Raw genomic sequence first — 15,638 nt, 5'->3', positions numbered from 1 at the left:
ACAACCGGCCCGACCGCTCGAACCGGAAGACCGGACCTCGAGGAGCGCCTGTGGAGGAGCCGCAGCACCCGCACGCGCACGGCTACGGCAGCAGCGGCAGGCGGTCCACGAGCTTCGCGATGCGGTTCTTCGGACCGACGACGCTGACGGCGAGGTAGTCGAACTCCTCCGTCGTCGCCACGACGGCCCGGTAGTCGTCGTAGACCCGGATGGCCTGCGCCTCGGCGGGCATGTCGGCGACGAAGGTGCCCTCGTGCGCGATCGCCTTCGCCCGGATCGCGCGGAGGGTCGCCGTGTCGGCGGCGAGCACGGTGCAGCCCACCCAGGGGATCCCGGGGTGCGTCGATCCCGAGGCGTCGGTCGCCGACGGACCCAGGAGCCCCGCGACGCCGGCGGTCGTGGCCGCGCTCACGCAGATCGCGGCGTTGACGGCCCGGCCGGGCGGCAGCGCCTCATCGACGACGACCACCCACTTCAGGCGGGCGGCGCGGGTGGGCGCCGAGGTGTCGATCTCGTCGGGAGCGAATCCGACGGGGGTGGCGGCGTGCTCGGTCATGGGTCTCCTCGGGTCTACTTCTGTACGCGATGGCGCCCCACAGATAAGCGCAACGGCGGCAGTAGCGCAGGATGTCCGTATGAACGACCAGTGGAACGGCCGCGGAGCCGCGTTGGACGAGCTCGACATCCGGATACTGCGCTTCCTGCAGTCGGATGCACGGATGACGAACCGCGACCTCGCCGCGGCCGTCGGCGTGAGTCCGACGACCGCGCTCGACCGCACCAGGAGCCTCCGCCAGCGCGGCGTCATCGTGCGGGCGACCCTCGCGGTCGATCTCCCGTCGATCGGGCGGCCGGTGCAGGCGCTCATCGCCGTCCGCATCCGTCCGCCGTCGCGCGAGGTGATCGAGGCGTTCCGCGACTGGGTCAGCGGCCTCGACGAGACCGTCGGCCTGTTCGTCACCGCCGGCAACGAGGACTTCATCATCCACGTCGCCGTCCGCGACAATGACGACCTCTACGCCTTCGTCATCGACGGGCTGACCCAGCGCCGCGAGGTCGCGGACGTCCGCACGTCGGTGGTCTACCAGCACCTGCAGGAGCACGTCGTGCTGCCGCTGGAGACCCGCGAGGGCGGCGGGCGGAGGAGCGGAGGCCGCTGACTCCGTGGGCCGATCGTGCGATCTGCAGGTGCGGCGCGCCGGGGAGCGCTCTCCGTCGCACGACCGGCTCCCGGCGGGGCGGATCACCCGCAGATCGCACCGGATCGGCGCGCGACTCCTCGAAAGTCGCGGTAGTCGAGCGCGACTACCGCAACTTTCGAGGAGTGAGTGAGGCGCGAACGAGCCGACCGAGGACCGGCCAGGCGCGAGGGCGTTGACCCGCTCGCGTCGTCGCGCCTAGGCTGCAGAGGCTGCGAAACAGAGGGAAACAGTTTCCTCACTGAGGATCGCACCCGCACTCTCGATCGGATCCACCATGACCGTCACCCCGTTCACCGCCGACTGGACGGTCAGGGCTCCCCGCGGGCCGTTCGCCGCCGCTCAGAGGGGCGCCGATGACGCCGTCGCGGTCACCCTCCCGCACGACGCCCTGCGCGACGCGGAGCGCGCGCCCGACGTGCCCGGCGCCGGCAGCGCCGCCTACTACCCCGCCGGCGCCTTCAGCTACCTCAAGCGGTTCGAGGTCCCGGAGGAGTGGGCCGGCCGGTTGGTCCGGCTCGAGGTCCAGGGGGCGTTCCGGCACGCCATGGTCTTCCTCAACGACGAGTTCGTCGGCAACCGGGCCGACGGCTTCGCGCGCTTCTTCGTCGAGCTGACCCCGTTCCTCCGCTTCGGCGCGACCAACACCCTGAGGATCGAGGTCCGCTCGGGGCAGGACACCCGCTGGTACGCCGGCGCCGGACTGCACCGTCCCGTGCTGCTGCACGTCGACGAGCCGACGCACATCGAGCCCGACGGCGTGCGCATCACGACGGTGCGCGTCGAGGACGACCAGGCCGTCGTCGAGGTGGTCACCAGCGTCGTCAACCGCGGCCTCGTCACCGCGAACCGCACCGTCGAGACGAGCCTCGCCTCCGGAGCGCGCGTGGTTGAGACCGAGCGGACGCCGGTCACCGTCGCGCCGGGCCGCACCGCGGTGGTGCGCCAGCGCCTGTACGTGCAGCAGCCCGAGCTCTGGAGCGTCGAGTCGCCGCACCTCTACACGGCGACGACGACGATCGGCGAGGCGGCCGTCAGGACGGTGCACGGCATCCGCACCGTGACCGTCGACCCGCGCAAGGGCCTGCGGATCAACGGCGAGCCGGTGCTGCTGCGCGGCGCCTGCCTCCACAGCGACAACGGGCCTCTCGGGGCGGCGTCGATCGCACGGGCGGAGTTCCGCCGCATCGAGCTGCTCAAGGAGGCGGGCTTCAACGCCATCCGCACCGCGCACAACCCGGCGTCGCCGTCGATGCTCGACGCCTGCGACCGCCTCGGGATGCTCGTGATGGACGAGGCGTTCGACATGTGGGCGCGCGGCAAGACCGACTACGACTACGCCCTCGACTTCGCCCAGTGGTGGCGGGCCGACCTCGAGTCGATGGTCGCGAAGGACTACAACCACCCCAGCGTGATCATGTACTCGATCGGCAACGAGATCGTCGAGGCCGGGACGCCCCACGGCGCGGTGCAGGCGCGCGACCTCGCCGAGCACGTCCGCTCGCTCGACCCGACCAGGCCCGTGACCAACGGAGTGAACGCGGCCCTCACCGTCCTCGACGAGCTGGACGACATCCTCCAGGCCGAGCAGGGCCTGAACGAGCTGATGGGCGAGTCGGGCGCCGACATGATGAGCGCGATCGGCTCCTCCGACGCCGTGACCCGGCGCACGGCCGAGTCGAGCTCGGTGCTCGACGTGCTCGGCCTCAACTACGCCGACGGGCGCTACGCCGCGGATGCCGAGACGTTCCCGCACCGCGTGATCGTCGGCTCCGAGACCTTCCCGTCGCGGATCGGCGACCTCTGGCCGATGGTGCTCGCGAACCCGAACGTGATCGGCGACTTCACCTGGACCGGCTGGGACTACCTCGGCGAGGTCGGCATCGGCGCCACCTCGTACGCCGAGGACCCGGCCGCGAACGGCGCCCTCGAGCGCGAGTTCCCGTACCTCACCGCCTGGTGCGGCGACCTCGACATCACGGGGCACCGGCGCCCGGTCTCGTACTACCGCGAGATCGTGTGGGGCCTGCGCTCCGAGCCGGCGATCGCGGTGCTCCGCCCCGAGCACCACGGCCACTCGATCACCATGCAGTCGCCGTGGGCGTGGAGCGACTCCGTCTCGTCCTGGACCTGGCCCGGCTCCGAGGGCCGCCCCGTGACCGTCGAAGTGGCGGCCGACGCGGACGAGGTCGCGCTGCTCCTGGACGATGTCGAGGTGGCCCGCGCGACGGTCGGCGGGGTCCGCCCGATGCTGGCGACGCTCGAGACGACCTACCGACCGGGCACGCTCGTCGCCGTTGCGCTGTGCGGCGGAGTCGAGACCGGCCGCACCGAGCTCCGGACGGCGACCGGGGCGGTGCGGCTCGTCGCCTCGGCCGACCGGTCGGCGCTCGAGGCCGGCGACGAGGATCTCGCGTTCGTGTCGCTGGAGCTCCGCGGCGAGAACGGCGTGCTGGTCACCGGCGACGACCGCGCCGTGACGGTCACGGTCGACGGAGCCGCCGTGCTCGCGGGCTACGGCAGCGGCGCTCCGGCGACGACCGAGCGCTTCGACGCCGCGACGCGGACGACGTTCGACGGGCGCGCGCTGGCGATCGTCCGGCCGACGGGGCCGGGCACCGTGACGGTGCGCGCGTCGGCGGAGGGACTGGCCGACGCGGTGGTGGAGCTGACGGTCGCCTGACGCCGAGCTCCGGCTCGCAGGACCACGTCCGGCTCGCTGGATTCGCCGGATCCGACGAGCCGAACGCGATCCCGCGAGCCCGAGGTGCTCCGCGAGCGACCGCGACTGAGCGGGGCCTGTGCGAGTTCTCAGTGTCCACTCCACGGAACGGCGGGAGCGACCGGGGCTGCCTACGGTCGTTCACAGGCACGACGGCGTGCACGACTCCCCCTCGAGATCCGCTCCGACCGGAAGGCCCGCCATGACCGCCACGCTCGACCACGCCCCCGCCGCTCCCACGACCCACCGGGCCGCTCCGCTCGGATCGTCGCTCGGCCTCCTCGTCCTCCGCGTCGCGCTGGGCGCCGTCTTCCTCGCCCACGGCTGGCAGAAGGTCGCGGTCGACGGTCTCGCCGCGACGACCGAGGGCTTCGGAGCGATGGGCATACCGTTCGCGGCCGTCCTCGCCCCCGTGGCGGCGTTCACCGAGCTGCTCGCCGGCGCTGCGGTCATCGTCGGCCTCCTGACCCGGATCGCCGCCGCCGGCCTCGCGATCACCGCACTCGTCGCGCTCGTCGTCGTCCACCTGCCGAACGGCTTCTTCGCGGCGACCGGCGGGATCGAGTTCGTCCTCGTCCTGGCCGCCGGATCCGCGGCGCTCGCTCTCACCGGCGCCGGCCGCCTCTCGGTCGACGCCCTGCTGCGCCGCCGCCGCTGACGCCGGGCCCCCGCAGCACCTCCGGCTCGTCGAATCGTGTTCGGCTCGCGAGAACCGCCGATTTCTAAGAGCCGAACCGGATTCAACGAGCCCGAGGCACCTCCGGACCCGCTTCGGCTCGCAGAACCCGCTTCGGCTCGAGAGAACCGCCGAATCCTGCGAGCCGAACCGGATTTCACGAGCCGGAAGTGCGTCCGAACCTCAGCCCGCCGCCCCGCGCGGCGCCGCCACAGAGGCCCGCTCGATCAGACGCGTCTCCAGCTCCATCCGCGTCGCGCTCGACGACAGCGGCCGCGACGAGCGGTGCGCCTGGTGCAGCATCCGGAAGGCCGCCGCGCCCATCTCGGCGATCGGCTGCTGCACGGTCGTCATCGGCGGCGTCGCCCACGCCGCCTCCTGCACATCGTCGAATCCGATCACGCTCAGGTCCTCCGGGATCCGCAGACCGGCGTCGTCGGCGGCCTCGTAGACACCGAGGGCCATGACGTCGGAGCAGGCGAAGAAGGCGGTGGGCGGGTCGGAGGCGTCCAGCATCGCGCCCGCCGCCGCCCGGGCCCGCTCGCGATCCCAGTCGCAGTAGGCGACGCGGGCGCCCGAGACGCCCGCCGCGCGGAGCGCCGTGCCGAAGCCGTCGATCCGCGCGCTGCTGTAGAGCTGGGTTCGAGCCCCGCCGAGGATCCCGATCCGCCGGTGACCCAGACCGAGCAGGTGCTCGGCCGCCATCCGCCCGCCGTCCCAGTTGGTGGCGCCGATGCTCGCCACATCCGCCGGCGGCCGGGTGCTCGGATCGACGACGACGACGGGGATGTCGGCGCTCGTCAGCAGGTGCAGCTGGGCCGGCGAGACGTCGACCAGCACGACGATCGCGCCGAGGGAGGTCCGGCGCAGGAGGCGGCTGACCCAGCCGCCGTCGGGCCGCGCGCGGGTGAGCACGAGGTCGACCCCCGCAGCCGACGCCTCCTCCTCGATCCCGCCGAGGACAGGGCCGATCCAGCTGCCGCCGAGGTGGCTGACGACCACGTCGACGATGCCGACGACCCGCGGATCCTCGACCGGCGGGCGGAGCTTCGGCCGCCTCCGGTAGCCGAGCTCGTGCGCCACCGCCATCACCCGCAAGCGCGTCGCCTCCGACACGTCCGTGCCTCCGTTGAGCACCTTCGAGACGGTCGGCACACTCGTCGCCGCGAGCTCGGCGATGCGGGCCATCGTGGGCCGCGGAGTCTCGTCGGTGCCGTCCATCCGCCCACCGTACCCGCCCGGTAGTTGCGCAACTAGTGGTCACTCCCGAGCCGCCTCGCCCTTGCCCGCGGTCATGAGCACCGGCAGAATGATCGGACGCCCTGCCGCAGACCATGCGACTTGCGCAAGTTCGAGGACGAACGCGGAGCGATCCGCCCGCCAAGCGAGGACGACGATGACCGACCCCACACCGACCTCCCCCGTGAAGAGGGCGCTCGTCGTCCGCGGCGGGTGGGACGGGCACCAGCCCGTCGAGGCGACCGAGCTGTTCCTTCCCTTCCTCGCCGAGAACGGCTTCGAGGTGCGCGTCGAGGAGTCGACCGCCGTCTACGCCGACGAGGAGTACCTCCGCACCGTCGACCTGATCGTGCAGGCGAACACGATGACGTCGATCGAGTGGCCCGAGTTCGTGGGCCTCCGCACCGCGATCGAGAACGGCACCGGTCTGGCCGGCTGGCACGGCGGCATCGCGGACTCGTACCGCAGCACCGCCGACTACCTCCAGCTGATCGGCGGTCAGTTCGCCTCGCACCCCGGCAAGCACCCCGACGAGCGCACCGGCGAGCAGTCCGACAACTACGTGCCGCACCGGATCGAGATGACGCCGGCCGCCGCCGACCATCCGATCACGCAGGGCATCGGCGACTTCGAGCTGACCACCGAGCAGTACTGGGTGCTGCACGACGACTACAACGACGTGCTGGCGACCACCACCCAGGCCGTCCGCCCGTGGGACCCGTGGCACCGCCCGATCACCTCGCCCGCGATCTGGACCCGCCGGTGGGGCGCCGGCCGCATCTTCGTCTCGACCCCGGGCCACCGCGTCGAGATCCTCGAGGACGCGAACGTCCGCACCATCATCGAGCGGGGGCTGCTGTGGGCCTCCCGCTGAGAGTCGGCATCATCGGAGTCGGGAAGATCAGCGAGCAGTACCTCGCCAACCTCCCGACGTTCCCCGGGCTGCGCCTGGTCGCCGTCGCCGATCTGAACACCGAGCGCGCCCGCGAGGTCGCCGACGGGCAGGGCGTCCGGGCGCTCTCGGTCGACGAGCTGCTCGCCGACCCCGAGGTCGACGCGGTGCTCAACCTCACGATCCCCGCGGCGCACGTCGAGATCGGCACGCGGGCGCTCGAGGCCGGCAAGCACGTCTTCGCCGAGAAGCCGCTGGGCCTCGACCCCGCGGAGGCCGCGCCGATGCTCGACCTCGCCGAGCGCCTCGGCCTGCGCGTCGGCAGCGCGCCCGACACAGTCCTCGGCACGGGCATCCAGACCGCCCGCCGCACCCTCGACTCCGGACTGATCGGCGACCCGATCGCCGCGCAGGTGCAGTGGACGGCGCCCGGGCACGAGCGCTGGCACCCGGCACCCGAGTTCTACTACCAGCCCGGAGGCGGACCCCTGCTCGACATGGGCCCCTACTACCTGACGGCGCTCGTGCACTTCTTCGGACCGGTCGTCCGTGTCACCGGCCTCGCGACGCGCTCCGCCCGCCCGCGGATGATCGAGACCGGGCCCCGAGCGGGAACGCCTCTGCCGGTGGCGGTCGACACGCACATCAGTGCACTGCTCGAGCACGCGAGCGGCGTGACCTCGACCGTCACCGTGAGCTTCGAGGTGTGGCGGAGCCGCGCCCCGCAGTTCGAGATCTACGGCACGGAGGGGACCATCGCGGTCCCCGATCCCAACCGGTTCTCGGACCCCGTCGAGGTCGCGGTGCGCGACGGCGAGTGGCGGAACGTCCCCGACTCGGCCGGCGTCGTCGACACGGGCCGCGGAGTCGGGCTCGCCGATCTCGCCGACGCGATCGAGGAGGATCGGCCGCACCGCGCCTCCGGTCGGCTCGGTCTGCACGTGCTCGAGATCATGGACGCGGTCCTGCGCTCGAGTGCCGACAGGGCGGTCGTGGCGATCGCCAGCACCGCGGAGCGGCCCGCCGTCGTGCCGCTGCAGACGACGGCGGGCGATCTCGTCGCCGAGGACGGAGCACCCGCATGACCACCCTCCGCGTCGCGATGATCGGCCACTCCTTCATGGGCCGTGCCCACGCGCAGGCCTGGCGGACCGCACCGCGCTTCTTCGAGCTGCCCCTGCAGCCGCAGCTCGCGGTCGTCGTCGGTCGCGACGCCGGCCGGGCGTCGGCCGCGGCGCAGAACTTCGGCGCCGAGGAGTCGTCGGACGACTGGCGCGCGGTGATCGCCCGCGACGACATCGACCTCGTCGACATCTGCACCCCGGGCGACCAGCACGCCGAGATCGCGATCGCCGCGCTCGCGGCGGGCAAGCACGTGCTCTGCGAGAAGCCGCTGGCGCGATCGGTTCCGGAGGCGGAGGAGATGACCGCGGCGGCCGACGCCTCGGACGCCCTCGCCATGTGCGGCTTCAGCTACCGCCGCACGCCGGCCCTCGCCCTGGCGAAGCGCTTCGTCGAGGAGGGGCGGCTGGGCGCGATCCGCCACGTCCGCGCGCAGTACCTGCAGGACTGGCTGAGCTCCTCCGAGGCCCCGCTGACCTGGCGCCTCGACAAGCAGAAGGCGGGCTCGGGCGCGCTCGGCGACATCGGCGCGCACAGCATCGACACCGCTCAGTGGCTCACCGGGCAGAGCATCGCGGGCGTCTCGGCGATGCTGCGGACCTTCGTCACCGACCGCCCGGTGCTCGCCGAGCAGGCCGGTCTCGGCGGTCGCGCCGAGGAGGGCGCCGAACGCGGGCCGGTCACGGTCGACGACGCCGCCGCCTTCACCGCGACCTTCGCCGGCGGGGCGCTCGGGGTCTTCGAGTCGACGCGGATGGCTCTCGGGCGCCGCAACGCGAACCGCATCGAGATCAACGGCGAGCTCGGCTCGGTCGCTTTCGACTTCGAGCGGATGAACGAGCTCGAGTACTACGACGGCCGCGATCCCCAGGAGGCGCAGGGCTTCCGGCGCATCCAGGTCACCGAGCCGTCGCACCCGTACACGGGCGCCTGGTGGCCGACCGGTCACGGACTCGGCTACGAGCACGTCTTCAGCCACCAGGTCGTCGACCTGGTCACGGCGATCGCCGAGGGCCGGCAGCCGACGCCGTCGTTCGGCGACGCCCTGCAGGTGCAGCGCGTGCTCGATGCGGTCGAGCGCAGCGCAGCGGATGCGTCGCGGTACACCTCGGTCTGAGCCTCCGCCCCCTCGCCCTCTTCTGCGCCCCCTCGTCCTCTTCGGCCGGTCGAGCACGCGACTTCACCGGCCGTGAACCGCGTCCGTCGAACCGCGCCAGCGGGTCGGGCCCCTTTCGGGGGGAATTACCCGCCGGATAGTCCTAGAATCGGCCTTTCGGGGGGTGTCGCCATGCTCTTCGTCGGGCGCGGGGGGACGGCACGTGGGAGTGGGATTCCGACACGAGGGTGAGCTGCGGAGCCTCTCGGGAGCGCGGCTGCGCCCTGTCGTGGGCCCGGCGCTGACCCGGAACCGTGAGCGCTCCCGCCTCTCGGCGGCCCTGACGATGCCGAGCGGCCCCGGACTGGTGAGGCCGTCGGCCGTCGCCCAGGCGTGGGAGGCACCGCTGATCCGCCTCATCAGGGCGGGCGCTCCCGCCGCCGCGCTGCACGACGCGACCGCCGCCTCGCCCGAGGGATCCCGTCTGGCCGCCGTCATCGAGCTCGTGCGCGATGCGCTCGCGCGCCCCGAGGACGACCGGGCGATCCGCCTCGCCGGCTGGCTGGTGCGCACGCGCTACGACCCGGCCGCCGACCCGTTCCTCCGCCGCTACGGGATCGGTCTCACGGCGCACCTGCCGCTGAGCGCGGGGCTCGACGTCGACGTGCCGCTCGATGCGACGGCTCTGCGCCTGCTCTACGCCGAGCTGGCCTCGGCCGACGACCCGACGGGTGCGACGGCCGCCGTCGAGTCGCTGGAGCCGTCGACCCTCGCGGCATCGACGCTCTCGGCGCTCTACTCGGCCCGGCGGAGGTGGAGCGACGTCGCCCAGTTCTCGGGCAGCGTCGTCAACGTCGACGCGGCGTCGGCGGCGGTGCTGATCCGCCGCGGCATCGCCCTGCGCGAGCTCGGGCTGATCGAGAGCTCCCTCGACGCCTTCGACCGGGTGGTGCGGCCGAACGTGACCACGGCCCGCCCCGTCGAGCTGCGCGTCGAGGCGCTCTTCGAACGGGCGAGCACCCACCTGGCCGACGGCCGCCGCGCACCGGCCCGCCGCGACCTCGAGCGCGTCCTCGCGCTTTACCCCGAGAGCCCGGAGGCCCGGGAGCTGATGGCGGCGGCGAGCCGCTGACGCTGCACGCAGCCGCTGCCTCGCTGATCGAGTAGCCCGGGTCGGAAGCCTGATCTGCTGAAGCCGGCGGGTCTCGATACGCCTCCTGCGGCGGCTACTCGACCAGCAGGCTTGCGAGGGTCTCTTCCCCTTGCATCTGCAGCAGCGACGTCTTTCCCAGCGGCCCCTCTTCGCTGATCGAGTAGCCGCGGAACGCGGCGTATCGAGATCCACCAGCGTCAGAAGTCCAGGGCAGAAGCCCGATCTGCTGACGCCGGCGGGTCTCGATACGCCGCCTGCGGCGGCTACTCGACCCGCCGGGAGAGCGCGCGCTGCTCGGGCTTGCGGAGGCTCAGCCCTCGGCCTTCGACGGCTTCCCGTCGGCCGGAAGCACCTCGACCGGGGTGTCGAGCGCGTCCTCGCCCTCGGCCTGCGAGGGCTTGTCGGGCTGGTCCAGCGGATCCTGCACGGGGCTCGGCGTCTGGTCGTCCATCGACGTCGAGTCGCTCATCGGAATCCCTCCGGCCGGTCCGAGGTGGCCGAGGGCTCGGGGTGCGCCTCGAACTCCATCCAGGCCCGGTCGAGACCGGCCTGGGCTTCGGCGGACTCGCTGGCGAAGTAGCCGTCGTAGATCGCGCGGCCGCCGTGCTCGGGCAGGTCGTCGCGGTCGGCGAAGGCCTGGGCGAACCCGCCCACCTCGTCGTCCCTCTTCTCCTGGTCCCGCAACCATGCGGGGAAGGTCTGCGTCATGGGACACCTCTCTCTGTCGTCCCGCCAGCCCACCGCTTCGCCGCCCGGTTGGCAACCCCTCGACTCCTCGCCACCCCGCGCGTCACGCGGACACCGGGGTCGAGAGGTGCAGGCGGGCGTCGCACCAGCCGGCGACGGAGTCGTCGTGGGTGGCGACGACGACGCTCGCGCCGTGGCCGGCGAGCTCGCCGAGCACGTCGAGGACCATCGCGGCGTTGCCGGCGTCGAGCGCGCCGGTCGGCTCGTCGGCGAGCACGACGGTCGGGCTCTTGACCAGGAGGCGGGCCAGCGCGACCCGCTGCTGCTCGCCTCCGCTGAGTCGCGAGACCCGCTCGCGCCCCCTCCCGCCGAGCCCGACGCGGTCGAGGGCGCTCTCGAAGCGGCCCGCCCTGCCGCGCCGCTCCCCCAGGGCGATCGCCAGGTTCTGCTCGACCGTGGCGGTGTCGACGAGGGCGTAGCTCTGGAACAGGTAGCCGAGCCGGTGCCGGCGGAACCGTCGCCGGCCGCCCGCCCGCAGCCGGGTGATCTCCTCGCCGTCCACCTCGATCGAGCCGGAGTCGGGGGCGTCGAGGAGCCCGAGGCAGTCGAGCAGCGTCGACTTGCCGCTGCCGCTCGCGCCGGTCAGGGCGAGGGTGCTCCCGGAGGCGACGGTCACGTCGAGTCCGCTCCAGAGCGCGCGGCGGCCGTAGCCCTTGGTCAGGTCGGTGGCGAGGATCACGGTGGTCCCTTCGGAGTTCGGAGGTCAGGAGTCGACGGAGCGCGACCGCGCCGCGCGGACGTGGGCGAGGGCGAGGCACGCGAGGAGGAGCGCCCCGCTGAGCGCAGTCAGCCCCAGCGCGAGCGCGGTCTGCTCGACGACGAACGTCTCGGTGTCGACCGACCCGAGGTCGAGCACCGTCCTGACGTCCCGCGGATCCCGGAACCACATCGGCACGACCGCGAGCGCGAGCGTCGCCGACAGCAGCACCCCCTCGAGGAGGAGTCCGCTCCGGTGCGCGGACAGCGGCCCCAGCCCCGAGAAGCGGTGCACGAAGGCGCGCCGGCGGTCCTTCTCGACGAGCACCACGGCGGCGACGAGGCCGGTGAGCAGGACGACCACCGCGGCGCCGACGAGGCCGATGACATTGATCGACAGGGTGCCGAGGGCCCGGCGGTACTGCTCGTTCGCCTGGTAGGCGACCGGCGTGATCGAGGCGACGGCCTCGGTCAGGCCGCGTTCCTCCAGGGCGGCGGGCAGCGCCTCCGGCTCGGTGAAGACGACCGAGCCCCGCGTGATCGCGGAGAACAGCTCGGAGGGGGCGACCGCCGAGATCGAGGGCAGGACGACGACGATCGGATCCTCCAGCATCGTCTCGGTCGCGAAAGGGTCGGAGTCGCCCGCTCGGAACGTGTAGAGCGTCTGGCCCGCGGGGATCGTGCGCTCCTCGACGGCGAGACCGGCGGTCTCGGGTGCGGGATCGGACACCTGCGACTGGATCCGCTGCCACAGGCGGAGCTCCTCGAGCACGGCTCGGGTCCGATCCATCGGAGTGCCGTCGGGCTCGAGGACGGTGACGGCATCGTCGGGGACCTCGGTGATCCGCTCGCCACCGCCGCCCGTCACCTCGACCGCGCGGAGGTAGCCCTCGTCGACGAGGAGCACGCCGCGCTCCTCCCCCAGCGTCTGATCGACGAAGACGGCGTGCCCCGCTGCCGCCTGCGCCTCGACGAGAGCGGCGAAGCCGGGGATGGTGGCGCGGTAGCCGCTCTCGCTCCCGTACCCGTTGATCCCGAGGACGACCGCATCGCCGGCCGCGCTCCAGAACGCGCGCCCCCGGCTCTCGACGTCGGCGACACGGGCGCTCTGCCCGAGCGACGCGACGACGGCGAGGAGGACGAGGACCGCGGGGACACGCACCGCGTAGATCCCGAGCAGGACCCACCAGCCGTCGATCTCGCCCTTCACCTGGTCGACGAGGCGGCGACCGTCGGTCAGGGCGATCCCGATGACGTGGGCGGCCACGGCGGCCGGCAGCAGGATCAGGAGGAGCCGCCCGAACAGCGACGAGGTCGTGGGCAGCTGCGCCAGGCCGTTCAGGACGCCCACCGTGACGGTCACCGCGGCCAGCGACACGAGGGACAGGAGCAGGACGGGCGCGGCGAGTCGCCGCCCCTCGCCGAGGAGGATCCCGAGGAAGCCTGCCCCGTGCAGTCGCTGGACACCGTGCGCCCGACTGCGGAGGACCGTCCCGGCGCCGACGAGGACGAGGATCGCGAGGAGCGCCACGATCAGCGCCCGCATCAGGTCTCCGTACTCCCGGTAGGTGTCGATCTCGATGCCCGAGGCGTACGGGTACACCTCACCCGACCAGCCGGCCTCCTCGATCGCGGCGAGGACCGCCTCGGCATCGACTCGCTCCCCGCCGACCAGGTAGGCGCCCCGAGCATCGAGTGCACCGAGGTCGATGAGAGGTGCGACGGTGGTGGTGATCGAGGTGTCGACGGCGCCGTACCCGTCGCGGAGCAGCTCGGCCGCGACACCGTCACCCGCGACGTAGAGGTGGCGGAGGTGGGCGGGATCGTCGGCGTCGTCCACGTACCGGACGAGGTCGAGCCCCCGGCTCTGAGCGAGACCCGTCAGCTCCCGGTAGAGCTCGTCCGCCGGCATCGTGGGAGCGGCGTCACCCGAGACGCGCAGCTGCCACCCGCCGTTCCAGATCGGACCGCGCGCGTCGAACGCCCGCACGAACGCGACGGCGAACACCGCCGCGAGGACGACGGCCAGCACGTAGCCGAGGACCACGCTCCTGCTTCTCACAGCTCTCCCCTGCTGCAGAGGTGGGCGGGGCCTCTGCCCCGCCCACCGACGGACGGTGACTCAGCAGAAGCTGTAGTAGGCGTAGTCGGTCTGGAAGGGCCGAGCCGGGGCGCTGACGCCGGCCGCCCGCGTCGGGCTCGTGCAGCCGGTCCGGTGGATCGTCCCGTTGTCGACCGACGCCCGGTGCCAGCGCGACGGGTGCTGGTACGACGAGAGGACCGTCCCGTTGCTGACCCCGTGGATCCACGTCCCTCCCTCCGGATACGAGGTCGTGTAGGCCGCCGCGGCCGCCGGCGCGACGAGGATCGTGCCCGTCAGGGCGAGGGCGGCGAGGAAGGAGCGGCGCGAGCCGGGGGCGCGGAAGGACATGGTGGAACCCGTTTCTGATCTCGGTCCGCCGTCGCCGGGGCCGGCGATGCGGGCTGCGAGTGCTGCAGCGAGGGAACCGTACGACCGGACCCAGACGAGTATGCCCATGCAGGGGTGCGAATGAAGAAGTCGGGCGCAGAATCCGCCCTGTGGAGGAGCGTCGACGCCCTCAGAGCTCCGGGCCCACCGCCTCGAACCGCCGCGCCAGCACCCCGAACGCCGCCACCAGCTCGGCCGGCTCCGCTGCCGTCATCTCGCCGCCGAACCTCCCGAACGACGCGGCGAGCGCCTCCCACGACCACGCCCCGAGCGAGAGGCGGCAGCCGTCGTCGCCGAGGTCCTCGACCGCGCCGTCGCCCACGTAGGGCGCCACCTCGCGCAGCGGCATCCGGAGCGTCACGACCCCCCGGCACGGCCAGCCGCCGCCCACCTCGCCGCCGCGGAACCGGGCGTCGAGAAACGCCGCCACGCCCCCTCCGGGCAGCTCCCTCCGCGTGAAGCGCGCGCCGCGAGGCGTCCGCGGCGCCAGCCGGTCGACGCGGAACACCCGCCAGTCGTCGCGGTCGAGATCCCAGCCCACGAGGTACCACCGCCCCTCTCGCGCGACGAGGTGGTGCGGCTCGACCCGCCGCGGAACCTCCCCCGAGCCGTAGTCGAAGCGCAGCACCTCCCTGGCCCGCACGGCCGCGGACACCGCGACGAGCACCTCGGGCGCCACGGCGGGCGCCTCCGCTGCGATCGCGGTGAAGCGGAGCGCGTCGAGCCGGTGCCGGAGGCGCTCGGGCAGCACTTGCCGCACCGCCGCGAGCGCCCGCGCCGCCGCCTCCTCGAGCGCCGCCACGGGGACGGGCGACTGCAGCGCGACGGCGAGCGCCAGCGCCTGCTCGTCGTCGAAGAGCAGGGGCGGCAGCTCCGATCCCGCTTCGAGCCGGTAGCCGCCGTCGGGGCCCTTGATCGCGCGGATCCGGTAGCCCATCCCGCGCAGCCGTTCGATGTCGCGGCGCACCGTCCGCGGCGTGATCTCGAGCCGCTCCGACAGCAGCTCGCCCGGCCACACCCGGCGCAGCTGCAGGAGGGAGAGCAGCTGGAGGGCACGCGAGGAGGCCGAGGTCATGTCTCCGATGCTATGTCGAGAAGAGGACCGCAGTCGTCCTCTTCTGCGACGAGAGTAGGTCTCACCGGGAACGGATCCCGGCCCTTCGAGGAGCAGATCATGAGCATCACCACCACCACCCACCTCAACTTCCGCGGCCAGGCGCGCGAGGCGCTCGCCTTCTACCAGTCCGTCTTCGGCGGACGGCTCGACGCCCTCAGCTACTCCGATGCGCACAACGTCACCGCCCCCGAGGAGGCGGACCAGCTGATGTGGGGCCAGGTCGCCTCCGAGGCGGGCTTCCGCGTGATGGCGTACGACGTGCCGTCGCACACGCCCTACGAGCCCGGCACGATCCCCGTGTTCGTCTCGGTCCGCGGTGCCGACGGCGACGAGCTGCAGGGCTACTGGCAGAAGCTCGCCGAGGGATCCGCGGTCGTCGTGCCGCTCGGGCCCGCCGCGTGGTCGCCGCTGTACGGCATGGTCCGCGACCCCTTCGGCGTCACCTGGGTGCTCGACCTCGAGGTCTCCTGGGGCGAGTGAGCCGAGCGGAGGAGGGGCCGCGCGCCCCT

Annotated in this window: 16 protein-coding genes; 8 read left to right on the top strand and 8 right to left on the bottom strand. The window is 72.9% G+C overall.

Annotated elements, in window-relative coordinates; translation table 11 throughout:
• Positions 1 to 82: 82 nt before the first annotated feature.
• The gene (locus GRS92_RS17890; RefSeq protein WP_159859405.1) at positions 83 to 556 is read right to left on the bottom strand and encodes a DUF2000 domain-containing protein; all 474 of its coding nucleotides are present in this window, start codon (positions 554 to 556) and stop codon (positions 83 to 85) included.
• Positions 557 to 635: 79 nt separating this feature from the next.
• Here GRS92_RS17890 and GRS92_RS17885 point away from each other — a divergent pair, with 79 nt between their 5' ends.
• The 3 genes from GRS92_RS17885 (at position 636) to GRS92_RS17875 (ending at position 4,579) form a co-directional block, all read left to right on the top strand.
• Complete coding sequence (locus GRS92_RS17885) at positions 636 to 1,160, top strand: Lrp/AsnC family transcriptional regulator (protein ID WP_235022112.1); 525 nt, start codon at positions 636 to 638, stop codon at positions 1,158 to 1,160.
• A gap of 316 nt (positions 1,161 to 1,476) precedes the next feature.
• Positions 1,477 to 3,882 carry a glycoside hydrolase family 2 TIM barrel-domain containing protein gene (locus GRS92_RS17880; protein WP_159859403.1) on the top strand — a complete coding sequence of 802 codons (2,406 nt, stop codon included), beginning with the start codon at positions 1,477 to 1,479 and terminating at the stop codon, positions 3,880 to 3,882.
• 241 nt (positions 3,883 to 4,123) lie between these two features.
• A complete protein-coding gene (locus GRS92_RS17875) occupies positions 4,124 to 4,579 on the top strand; it encodes a DoxX family protein (protein WP_159859401.1) in 456 nt (151 codons plus the stop codon).
• 201 nt (positions 4,580 to 4,780) lie between these two features.
• Here the strand turns inward: GRS92_RS17875 and GRS92_RS17870 are convergent, their stop codons facing one another.
• Positions 4,781 to 5,818 (bottom strand): LacI family DNA-binding transcriptional regulator, encoded by a 1,038-nt coding sequence (locus tag GRS92_RS17870; protein WP_204162428.1) that lies wholly within the window; start codon positions 5,816 to 5,818, stop codon positions 4,781 to 4,783.
• A gap of 175 nt (positions 5,819 to 5,993) precedes the next feature.
• On the opposite strand from GRS92_RS17870, the gene GRS92_RS17865 reads away from it, so the two are divergent.
• The 4 genes from GRS92_RS17865 to GRS92_RS17850 all read left to right on the top strand — a co-directional run bounded on the left by GRS92_RS17865 (position 5,994) and on the right by GRS92_RS17850 (position 10,078).
• On the top strand, positions 5,994 to 6,710 hold the full coding sequence (locus GRS92_RS17865; protein ID WP_159859399.1) for a ThuA domain-containing protein: 717 nt from the start codon (positions 5,994 to 5,996) through the stop codon (positions 6,708 to 6,710).
• A complete protein-coding gene (locus GRS92_RS17860; protein WP_159859397.1) occupies positions 6,695 to 7,813 on the top strand; it encodes a Gfo/Idh/MocA family protein in 1,119 nt (372 codons plus the stop codon). Before GRS92_RS17865 ends, GRS92_RS17860 begins: the two co-directional genes overlap by 16 nt.
• Complete coding sequence (locus tag GRS92_RS17855; protein ID WP_159859394.1) at positions 7,810 to 8,967, top strand: Gfo/Idh/MocA family protein; 1,158 nt, start codon at positions 7,810 to 7,812, stop codon at positions 8,965 to 8,967. The genes GRS92_RS17860 and GRS92_RS17855 overlap by 4 nt, the downstream gene beginning before the upstream one ends.
• Positions 8,968 to 9,175: 208 nt before the next feature.
• Positions 9,176 to 10,078: a tetratricopeptide repeat protein gene (locus tag GRS92_RS17850; RefSeq protein ID WP_159859391.1), complete on the top strand. Its 903-nt coding sequence runs from the start codon at positions 9,176 to 9,178 to the stop codon at positions 10,076 to 10,078.
• A gap of 331 nt (positions 10,079 to 10,409) precedes the next feature.
• On the opposite strand, the gene GRS92_RS17845 is transcribed toward GRS92_RS17850, so the two are convergent.
• From GRS92_RS17845 to GRS92_RS17820, 6 genes are all read right to left on the bottom strand, one after another.
• Positions 10,410 to 10,568 (bottom strand): hypothetical protein, encoded by a 159-nt coding sequence (locus GRS92_RS17845; protein WP_159859388.1) that lies wholly within the window; start codon positions 10,566 to 10,568, stop codon positions 10,410 to 10,412.
• Positions 10,565 to 10,807, bottom strand: a complete 243-nt coding sequence (locus tag GRS92_RS17840) for a hypothetical protein (RefSeq protein ID WP_159859385.1) — start codon at positions 10,805 to 10,807, stop codon at positions 10,565 to 10,567. The genes GRS92_RS17845 and GRS92_RS17840 overlap by 4 nt, the downstream gene beginning before the upstream one ends.
• An 82-nt stretch (positions 10,808 to 10,889) precedes the next feature.
• Positions 10,890 to 11,525 carry an ABC transporter ATP-binding protein gene (locus GRS92_RS17835; protein ID WP_159859382.1) on the bottom strand — a complete coding sequence of 212 codons (636 nt, stop codon included), beginning with the start codon at positions 11,523 to 11,525 and terminating at the stop codon, positions 10,890 to 10,892.
• Between the two features lie 24 nt (positions 11,526 to 11,549).
• A complete protein-coding gene (locus GRS92_RS17830) occupies positions 11,550 to 13,604 on the bottom strand; it encodes a hypothetical protein (RefSeq protein WP_159859380.1) in 2,055 nt (684 codons plus the stop codon).
• A 60-nt stretch (positions 13,605 to 13,664) separates the two neighbouring features.
• Complete coding sequence (locus GRS92_RS17825) at positions 13,665 to 13,973, bottom strand: lactococcin 972 family bacteriocin (protein WP_159859377.1); 309 nt, start codon at positions 13,971 to 13,973, stop codon at positions 13,665 to 13,667.
• Between the two features lie 169 nt (positions 13,974 to 14,142).
• Positions 14,143 to 15,087 (bottom strand): helix-turn-helix transcriptional regulator, encoded by a 945-nt coding sequence (locus GRS92_RS17820; RefSeq protein ID WP_159859374.1) that lies wholly within the window; start codon positions 15,085 to 15,087, stop codon positions 14,143 to 14,145.
• Between the two features lie 99 nt (positions 15,088 to 15,186).
• Here GRS92_RS17820 and GRS92_RS17815 point away from each other — a divergent pair, with 99 nt between their 5' ends.
• On the top strand, positions 15,187 to 15,609 hold the full coding sequence (locus GRS92_RS17815; RefSeq protein WP_159859371.1) for a VOC family protein: 423 nt from the start codon (positions 15,187 to 15,189) through the stop codon (positions 15,607 to 15,609).
• Positions 15,610 to 15,638 lie beyond the last annotated feature (29 nt).

The sequence above is a fragment of the Rathayibacter sp. VKM Ac-2754 genome, assembly GCF_009807095.1.
Classification (GTDB): domain Bacteria; phylum Actinomycetota; class Actinomycetes; order Actinomycetales; family Microbacteriaceae; genus Rathayibacter.
The sequence above is the reverse complement of the archived record's forward strand: the minus strand, read 5'-3'. Positions and strand labels throughout refer to the sequence as shown.